The 8,605-nt window shown below is 47.9% G+C and carries 11 protein-coding genes; all 11 read left to right on the forward strand.

What is annotated here, in order from left to right; genetic code table 11:
• The first annotated feature begins 114 nt into the window (after nt 1–114).
• Nucleotides 115–1,092 (forward strand): KpsF/GutQ family sugar-phosphate isomerase, encoded by a 978-nt coding sequence (locus SHEWPOL2_RS20845; RefSeq protein WP_037422034.1) that lies wholly within the window; start codon nt 115–117, stop codon nt 1,090–1,092.
• Nucleotides 1,092–1,643 (forward strand): 3-deoxy-manno-octulosonate-8-phosphatase KdsC, encoded by a 552-nt coding sequence (kdsC, locus tag SHEWPOL2_RS20850; protein ID WP_037431324.1) that lies wholly within the window; start codon nt 1,092–1,094, stop codon nt 1,641–1,643. The genes SHEWPOL2_RS20845 and kdsC overlap by 1 nt, the downstream gene beginning before the upstream one ends.
• Nucleotides 1,640–2,200: an LPS export ABC transporter periplasmic protein LptC gene (gene lptC / locus SHEWPOL2_RS20855; RefSeq protein ID WP_037431327.1), complete on the forward strand. Its 561-nt coding sequence runs from the start codon at nt 1,640–1,642 to the stop codon at nt 2,198–2,200. The genes kdsC and lptC overlap by 4 nt, the downstream gene beginning before the upstream one ends.
• Nucleotides 2,187–2,738, forward strand: coding sequence for a lipopolysaccharide transport periplasmic protein LptA (gene lptA, locus SHEWPOL2_RS20860; protein ID WP_037422024.1), 552 nt, complete (start codon nt 2,187–2,189; stop codon nt 2,736–2,738). The genes lptC and lptA overlap by 14 nt, the downstream gene beginning before the upstream one ends.
• Nucleotides 2,735–3,466, forward strand: coding sequence for an LPS export ABC transporter ATP-binding protein (gene lptB / locus SHEWPOL2_RS20865; protein WP_037422019.1), 732 nt, complete (start codon nt 2,735–2,737; stop codon nt 3,464–3,466). The genes lptA and lptB overlap by 4 nt, the downstream gene beginning before the upstream one ends.
• Nucleotides 3,467–3,572: 106 nt before the next feature.
• Nucleotides 3,573–5,048 (forward strand): RNA polymerase factor sigma-54, encoded by a 1,476-nt coding sequence (locus SHEWPOL2_RS20870; protein WP_037431329.1) that lies wholly within the window; start codon nt 3,573–3,575, stop codon nt 5,046–5,048.
• 28 nt (nt 5,049–5,076) lie between these two features.
• A complete protein-coding gene (gene hpf, locus SHEWPOL2_RS20875; protein ID WP_007650503.1) occupies nt 5,077–5,364 on the forward strand; it encodes a ribosome hibernation promoting factor in 288 nt (95 codons plus the stop codon).
• A gap of 2 nt (nt 5,365–5,366) precedes the next feature.
• Nucleotides 5,367–5,810: a PTS IIA-like nitrogen regulatory protein PtsN gene (gene ptsN, locus SHEWPOL2_RS20880; RefSeq protein ID WP_037422014.1), complete on the forward strand. Its 444-nt coding sequence runs from the start codon at nt 5,367–5,369 to the stop codon at nt 5,808–5,810.
• The gene (gene rapZ, locus SHEWPOL2_RS20885; protein ID WP_037422011.1) at nt 5,807–6,661 is read left to right on the forward strand and encodes an RNase adapter RapZ; all 855 of its coding nucleotides are present in this window, start codon (nt 5,807–5,809) and stop codon (nt 6,659–6,661) included. Before ptsN ends, rapZ begins: the two co-directional genes overlap by 4 nt.
• A complete protein-coding gene (locus SHEWPOL2_RS20890) occupies nt 6,648–6,923 on the forward strand; it encodes an HPr family phosphocarrier protein (RefSeq protein ID WP_011627201.1) in 276 nt (91 codons plus the stop codon). Before rapZ ends, SHEWPOL2_RS20890 begins: the two co-directional genes overlap by 14 nt.
• 189 nt (nt 6,924–7,112) lie before the next feature.
• On the forward strand, nt 7,113–8,477 hold the full coding sequence (gene mgtE / locus SHEWPOL2_RS20895; RefSeq protein WP_037431332.1) for a magnesium transporter: 1,365 nt from the start codon (nt 7,113–7,115) through the stop codon (nt 8,475–8,477).
• Nucleotides 8,478–8,605 lie beyond the last annotated feature (128 nt).

The following is an 8,605-nucleotide window of genomic DNA, read 5'->3' on the forward strand; positions in this document are numbered from 1 at the left end:
TAGCATGCGACTCAAAGTAACAAGCCGTTAATTTTATCATCTTTATCGCGTACCAAATTGTGCTATTCCAATCCCAGACGGGGCGACAAAGACAATGCAAGAAGAGAGATAGACATGGTAGACCAATCACAATTGCGCCAGTGGGGCTGTAAAGTCATCGATATTGAAAAATCGGCCCTCGACAATCTTTATCAATATGTCGATTCCGTTGAATTCGCCCAAGCCTGCGAGTTAATCCTCAACTGCACCGGCAAAGTCATCGTGATGGGGATGGGGAAATCTGGCCATATTGGTAATAAAATCTCTGCTACCCTCGCCAGCACTGGCACCCCTGCCTTCTTTGTGCATCCAGGCGAAGCCAGCCATGGCGACTTAGGCGTACTCTCTGATAATGATATTATCCTCGCCATTTCAAACTCGGGTGAATCGAGCGAAATCCTTGCGCTGATGCCCGTTATCCAACGTAAAGCCATTCCCGTGATTGCTATGACTGGCAAACCTGAGTCCACGATGGCACGTTTGGCCAAAATTCATTTATGTATTGAAGTGCCTGAAGAAGCCTGTCCGCTCGGGCTTGCGCCAACCTCGAGCACCACGGCAACCTTAGTGATGGGTGATGCGATGGCCATTGCGCTGCTGCAAGCCAAAGGCTTTACTCGGGAAGACTTTGCCATGTCTCACCCAGGCGGTGCCCTAGGACGTAAGCTACTGTTAAAAGTAAGTAATGTCATGCATAGCGGCGATGACTTACCACTCGTCAAACACGATATCTGTATTACCGATGCCCTGTATGAAATCTCCAAGAAGGGCCTAGGCATGACGGCGGTGATCGATGAACAAAACAAACTCGTGGGTATTTTTACCGACGGCGACCTACGCCGCGTTATCGATGCCCAAGTCAACCTACGCACCACGCCTATCGCCGATGTGATGACGCGAAACTGTGTCACAATTACTGAAAACGTCTTGGCAGCGCAGGCGCTGCAAGTGATGGACTCAAAAAATATCAACGGCCTGATAGTGATAGATAAAGACAATCATCCTGTCGGTGCGCTCAATATGCTCGATATGGTTAAAGCGGGAGTCATTTAATGCCACAGCAAGGATTTTACGGCCCGATCAGCGATGATGTGTGGCAAAGAGCGCAAAAAATTAAACTGCTGATCTGCGATGTGGACGGGGTATTTTCTGACGGCCGCATTTATTTAAGCAACTCGGGTGAAGAGCTCAAAGCCTTCCATACCCGCGATGGTTATGGCGTGCGCTCTTTATTGACCAGTGGCTTTAATCTGGCCGTGATAACAGGCCGCCAGTCTAAAATTGTTGAAAACCGCATGACGGCCCTCGGTGTATCCCATATTTATCAAGGTGTGGATAATAAATTTGTCCCCTATGAAGAACTGCTGTCGCTCTACAATGTCACACCAGAAGAAGTTGCCTATATCGGTGATGATATTGTCGACCTGCCAGTGATGAATGTCGTCGGTCTTGCCGTCTGTGTTGCCGATGGACATCCCTATGTGCGCCAACACGCCCATTTTGTGACCCAGTTAAATGGTGGTCATGGCGCGCTCAGAGAGCTGACAGATCTGTTACTTCTGAGTCAAAACAAATTTACCTCAGCCCATGGGATGAGCATATGAGTCGTGTGACCCTCGCCATTATTGCTTTTTTTGGTACTGCACTCGTGCTGTATTGGCAGGTCCAACAAAAACGCGGTGGCGATACCGATAGCAGCCTGAACGATACAGACAGACCCGACTACATTATCGAAGATCTGCGTAGCATCGAGTTTAACGAGCAAGGACAAGTCAATAGTCGCGTCACGGCAAAGCACATGGAACACTATGAGCTTAAAAACCAAACCGACTTTATTCAGCCTGTCTATCTTGTGTATCCCGACCAAGGTAAAGCAAAATGGCAGATCAGAGCCGATCAAGGTCGACTCAACAAAGATACTGGCAAGGTTGTATTAGAAAATAATGTTATTATCGATGCCATCAGCCCTGGTGAACCGATACAAACCTTGTCCACCAGTTTTTTAGAACTCGATCTCAACACAATGATAATGACCTCTGACCGCATCATTTACGTCACAGGGAAAGATTTTAATATTCAAGGGCAAGGCCTTTATGCCGACCTTAACGCGCAGGAAGTGCAATTGACCAGTCAGGTAGTAGGAACCTATGAAGCAAAATAACATATTACTTGCCAGCCTAATGCTAATGATAAGCATGAATGCCTTCGCCAAGATCGGTGACTTACAGCAAGAAGTGAAAATTAAAGCCGTCAGTCAAACTGCGGACATTAAAAACAATCAGATCATTTTCTTCGGTCCCGTTGAAGTTGTTCAAGGCTCAATTAAAATCCATGCGGATCAACTCCGTGCATTTTCTGTCGAAGGCGAAAATAGTAAAGTCTTACTGGCTACTGGAAATCCGGCAACCTACAGCCAAATCCTGGATGATGGCCGCCCAGCATCTGCTAGCGCCAAAGAGATTCGCTATGAAATGGCCACTCGGACGTTGACCCTAACTGGTACAGCGACCCTAGACCAAGCGGGTAGTCAAGTTACAGGCAATTTAATTCGTTACGATATTATTCAGCAAAAACTGATCGCCGAAAGTAGCGGCAATGGTGATGATCGCGTAATTACCATTATTCAACCTGATAATTATCAGGAAGAACTCAAAAATACACCAACAGATAAACCTGTGAAAAAACAGGATTCTAAATGACCCAAATCACCTTAAAAGCACAGAATCTCGCCAAGAGTTATAAGAGTCGTCAGGTTGTCAAAGATGTCAGCCTGACGGTCAAAACGGGTCAAGTCGTCGGCCTACTCGGCCCTAACGGCGCGGGCAAAACCACCACCTTTTACATGGTCGTGGGCTTAGTTAAAAGCGATAAAGGCCATATCTTTATCGACGATGATGATTTAACCGCCGATCCTATGCATCTGCGTGCCCGCAAAGGTATTGGTTACCTACCACAGGAAGCGAGTATCTTTCGTAAATTAACCGTACACGACAACATCATGGCGGTACTGCAAACCCGTAAAGAGCTCAATAGTGACCAGCGCGAAGAAGCACTAGAGCAACTGCTAGAAGAGTTCCATATCACCCATATTCGTGACAGCCAAGGCATGTCCTTATCGGGCGGTGAACGTCGCCGCGTCGAAATTGCCCGCGCCTTAGCGGCCAACCCCAAGTTTATTCTGCTTGATGAGCCCTTTGCGGGCGTTGATCCGATCTCCGTTATCGATATCAAGAAAATTATCGAGCAGCTTAAGAGCCGAGGCCTTGGAGTACTTATCACTGACCACAATGTGCGCGAGACCTTAGACGTCTGTGAACATGCTTACATTGTGAGTCACGGTAATCTTATTGCCGAGGGCACACCCGCAGAGATCTTAGACAATCAGCAAGTTAGGGCTGTGTACTTAGGTGAACAATTCAGGCTATAGTTACTAAAACAAAGCTAATAAGCCTTGAATTTGAGAGCGCTAGGCTCCATCCATATGATATCAAGCGACCTAAACTCACAATAATAACCTAGGGATCAGCGGTAACATGAAAGCGTCACTCCAGCTCAAACTGGGTCAACAGTTAACCATGACGCCACAACTTCAGCAGGCCATTCGCCTGCTGCAACTGTCGTCATTGGAACTGCAACAAGAAATCCAGCAAGCCTTAGACTCTAATCCTCTTCTCGAGCTGGAAGAGGAGCAATTTGACGCGCCTAGCGAACGTAAGCAAGATATCGCCGATACCGACTTTAGCGAAACGACTGCCCAGCCACAGGAACAAGATAACTCCACCGTGGACATTGCCGAGTCGCTGACCAAAGAATCTCTGCCCGAAGAGTTACCCATGGATACCACTTGGGATGAAGTCTTTACCGCATCGCCAAACTCAGGTTCTGGCGCCAGCCGTGAAGATGACATGCCCTTCCAAGGGGAAACTAGCGAGGGGTTGTACGAACATTTAGAATGGCAAAAAAACCTCACACCCTTCTCTGAAACCGATTTAGCCATTGCCACCGCGATTATTGATGCCATTGACGATCAAGGTTATCTCACTCAAAGCACTGAAGATATCCTCGAAGCCATGGGCAATCCCGAGATTGAACTCGACGAAGTTGAAGCCGTGCTCAAGCGTATTCAACATTTCGACCCCGTTGGTGTCGCGGCAAGGGATTTAAGCGAATGTTTACTGATCCAGCTATCTCATTTTTCGCCTGATACCCCTCACATCGAAAACGCCCGCATGCTGATCAAAGATCATTTAGATCTGATCGCCGCTCGCGACTTTAGGCTGTTAATGCGTAAGACCAAACTGAAAGAAGACGAGTTAAGGGACAGTATTGCGCTGATCCAAACCTTAAATCCTCGCCCCGGTTTACTCATCACCCCTGTCGATGAAGAATATGTGATCCCCGATGTATCGGTGTCGAAGAAAAACGGCCGTTGGGTGGTCGAATTAAACCCTGACTGCATGCCAAAAATCAACGTAAATCAGCAATATGCAGCAATGGCCCGAAGTTCAAAAAATCAAGCTGATAGCCAATTTATTCGTGGCCATCTGCAAGAGGCTAAATGGTTTATCAAAAGCCTTGAAAGCCGCAACGAAACACTGCTCAAGGTGGCAAACTGCATAGTGCAATACCAACAGGGTTTCTTCGAATATGGCGAAGAAGCCATGAAACCTATGGTCCTTAACGATATCGCCGAAGCGGTAGAAATGCATGAGTCCACCATTTCACGGGTGACGACTCAAAAATACATGCATACCCCAAAAGGACTTTTTGAACTAAAATATTTCTTCTCAAGCCACGTCGGGACGGATGATGGCGGTGAGTGCTCATCCACAGCAATCAGAGCTTTCATTAAGAAACTGGTTGCAGCGGAAAACCAGAAAAAACCATTAAGCGACAGCAAGATGGCTCAACTTCTGGCAGAACAGGGAATTAACGTTGCGCGCAGAACCATTGCGAAGTACCGAGAAGCGATGCTTATTCCCCCTTCCAATCAGCGTAAAAGCTTATAGCCTATTGTGAGTATCGGAGGACGTTTCTATGCAAATAAACCTAAGTGGACACCATATCGAGATTACTGAATCGTTACGGGCATATGTTGAGGAAAAGTTTTCAAAACTTGAACGTCATTTCGAACAGATCAATAATGTGCACGTTGTGCTCAATGTTGAGAAAATGCAACAGATTGCCGAAGCGAGAATCAACCTCACCGGTGGTGAAGTCTTCGCGACTTCAGAGCATGCAGATATGTATGCTGCCATAGACGTCCTGATTGATAAACTTGATCGTCAGGTTATTAAACACAAAGAGAAGTTAACAAAACACTAGCAATGGAACTTCGTACCATACTGCGGCCGGAGTGCACAACCTGCGCCACTCCGGGCAGTAAGAAAAAGGTACTGGAACTCATCAGCGACTTAGCCGCTGCCCAGTACCCCACCCTCTCATCTCAAGAGATCTTCGAAAGCCTCGTGGCGCGCGAAAAGATGGGTAGCACAGGTATAGGTAACGGTATCGCCATTCCACATGGTCGATTAACCGATATAACACAACCCATAGCGATATTGATAAAATGTGAGGAGCCGATAGCCTTTGATGCTATCGATAAACAACCCGTCGATATTTTATTTGCACTACTCGTGCCTGCCGACCAATGTCAGCAGCACCTAAGTACCTTGTCATGCATGGCTGAAAAGCTCAGTGACAAGCAAATATTAAAACAATTGCGCAAGACGCATGATGAAACGGAACTCTATCAGGTAATCATTGGATGAAACTGGTCATAGTGTCAGGGCGTTCAGGCTCAGGCAAATCGGTCGCACTTAGAGTGCTTGAAGATCTCGGCTACTATTGTGTCGATAATTTGCCTTTGCCGTTGATTGGTAGTTTGCTTGAACAGCTCAAAGGCAGTAACGATCTCGTTGCTATCAGTGTTGACGTGCGCAATTTACCAGAGCAAGACAAAGTCCTGGTTAAACAGCTTGCCAGCCTGCCTACGGGCACTGAACTCACCAGCTTCTTCTTAAACTCCAGCGATAAAGTGTTGCTCAAACGCTACAGTGAAACGCGGCGCTTACATCCCTTATCGAAGAGCCGAGTGTCACTGCAAGAAGCCATCAAGCTTGAAGGCAAATTGCTCGAGCCGCTGTCACAGCAGATGGATCACTATATAGATACCTCGAATCTGAATATCTATGAACTCAGCGACCAAGTGCGGCAAATACTCCTTGGCAGTGTCGATAAGGAACTGGTGATCAACTTCGAGTCCTTCGGTTTTAAGCATGGTATGCCGACCGAAGCTGACTTTATGTTTGATGTGCGCTTTTTGCCAAATCCCCATTGGGAACCGGAGCTTAGACCTCTCACCGGTTTAGATGAACCCGTAGCGGAGTTTTTAAATCGTCAGCCACTGGTGAATAAGTTCATCTGGCAAATCGAGAATTTGCTCGAAACCTGGTTGCCCCATTTAGAGCGCAATAATCGTAGCTATCTCACGATTGCGATTGGTTGCACAGGTGGCCAACACCGCTCAGTCTATGTAGCTGAGCAACTAGCTAAACGTTTTAGTAATGGCAAACATAAAGTCAATGCGCGCCATCGAGAGTTGAGCCATGCCAAAACTTGAGCGCCAAGTCACCATCTGCAATAAACTCGGCTTACATGCCCGCGCCGCCACAAAGCTCGTGGTGCTTGCTTCTGAGTTTGATGCCAGCATTACGCTGATCCAAGGTGAAAAACAGGCCTCTGCCGCCAGTGTATTGGGTTTACTCATGCTCGAGACGGGCATGGGTAAAACCATCACCCTCATCGCCGAAGGCCCGGATGCCGAGCCTGCACTTAATGCCATTTGTGCCCTTATCGACGCTAAGTTTGACGAAGCCTGCTGATGGTATCATCTCGATGATCCCTGCCGGTATTCAGTATCCTGTTTGGTTTTGATTTCAGCACCTTATACCAGTAAAACACATTTGTGACTCGACGCCCTCCCGTGCGCTAAATTACAATGTACTGCTGCGCTTTGGCTTAAGTCCTCAATAGCTAAACGCCAACCCATCCACCGCCGCCATGGAGGAAACATGCCTGTAGAAGCCTCAGACAGTTTACAAGCCGAACACCGTCTCGACCAACTGAGTCAAGCCCTCAACAGTGGTATGTTTGTGCATGTCAGGCAAATGCTACAAAATATGGCGCCGTCAGATATCGCATTGATTTTAGAATCGTCACCTCCCAAAGCTCGGCAGGTGTTATGGCAACTCGTCGATCAAGATCAGCTCGGGGATATTCTCGATGAACTCAGCGAAGAGTTAAAAGACCCGCTGATCAGCACCATGAGTCCAGAGCGAGTCGCCAAGGCTACCGCCAGCATGGATACGGACGATCTGGCTTATATTCTGCGAAGCCTGCCAGATACTGTGTATAAACAAGTATTACAGTCGATGAGTCTGCAAAACCGCCAGCGAGTCGAGCAAGCGCTCTCTTATCCCGATGAGACCGCAGGCAGCTTAATGAACACCGACACAGTAACCTTAAGACCCGATGTCAATATCGATGTGGTACTGCGTTATTTGCGCCAACGGGGCAACCTGCCCGACACTACCGATACTTTATACGTGGTGGATAAACACGATCGCGTGCTTGGTGGGGTCAAACTTGCGGATCTGCTCACCTGCGATCCCAATACTCATATCAGCAGCATTATCGATACCGATATCGAGAGCATTCCCGTGGGCATGTCCGACAGTGAAGTGGCGCAACTGTTCGAGCGCCATGACTGGGTGTCAGCGCCCGTGGTCGATAGTGAGGGCAAGTTGCTCGGCCGGATCACCATCGATGACGTGGTGGATGTTATCCGTGAAGACGCCGAGCACTCTATGATGGGGATGGCGGGGATGGACGATGATGAAGACACCTTCGCCCCTGTACTCAAAAGTACCTTCCGCCGTTCGCTCTGGCTCACGATCAACCTATTTGCGGCTCTGCTAGCGGCCTCTGTCAGCAATATGTTTGAGGGCACTATTGAACAGTTTGCCACGATTGCGATTTTAATGACGATTGTACCGAGCATGGGCGGCGTCGCAGGGAACCAAACCTTGGCCCTAGTGATCCGCGGGATTGCCCTAGGCCATATTGGCCAAAGTAATGCCCGCTGGCTGATTGGCAAAGAACTCGCGATTGGCTTTTTGAATGGCTTAATGTGGTCGATGTTAGTGTTTATCGCGGTATTAGTTTGGAAAGATGATATGGCGCTTGCCAGCCTGATTGGCGGTGCAATGCTCATCAATATGACAGTCGCAGGACTAGCAGGCGCCAGTATTCCGCTGATCTTAAAGCGCTTAAAAGTAGATCCGGCGTTAGCGGGCGGTATGGTGCTCACCACAGTCACCGATGTGATAGGTCTGTTTGCCTTTCTCGGATTAGCGACGTTGTATTTAATGCACTAGCACTGACCTAAGCCTTGCTAAAGCGAGCAACAAAAATGGCGCTATTTCGCGCCATTTTTAATGAGTCTATTAGACATTATTTTTTAGGCGGCTGAAAACCATAACTGCTCAAAATTGCCTGTCCCTCA

It is taken from the genome of Shewanella sp. POL2, assembly GCF_000282755.1.
GTDB lineage: Bacteria > Pseudomonadota > Gammaproteobacteria > Enterobacterales > Shewanellaceae > Shewanella > Shewanella xiamenensis.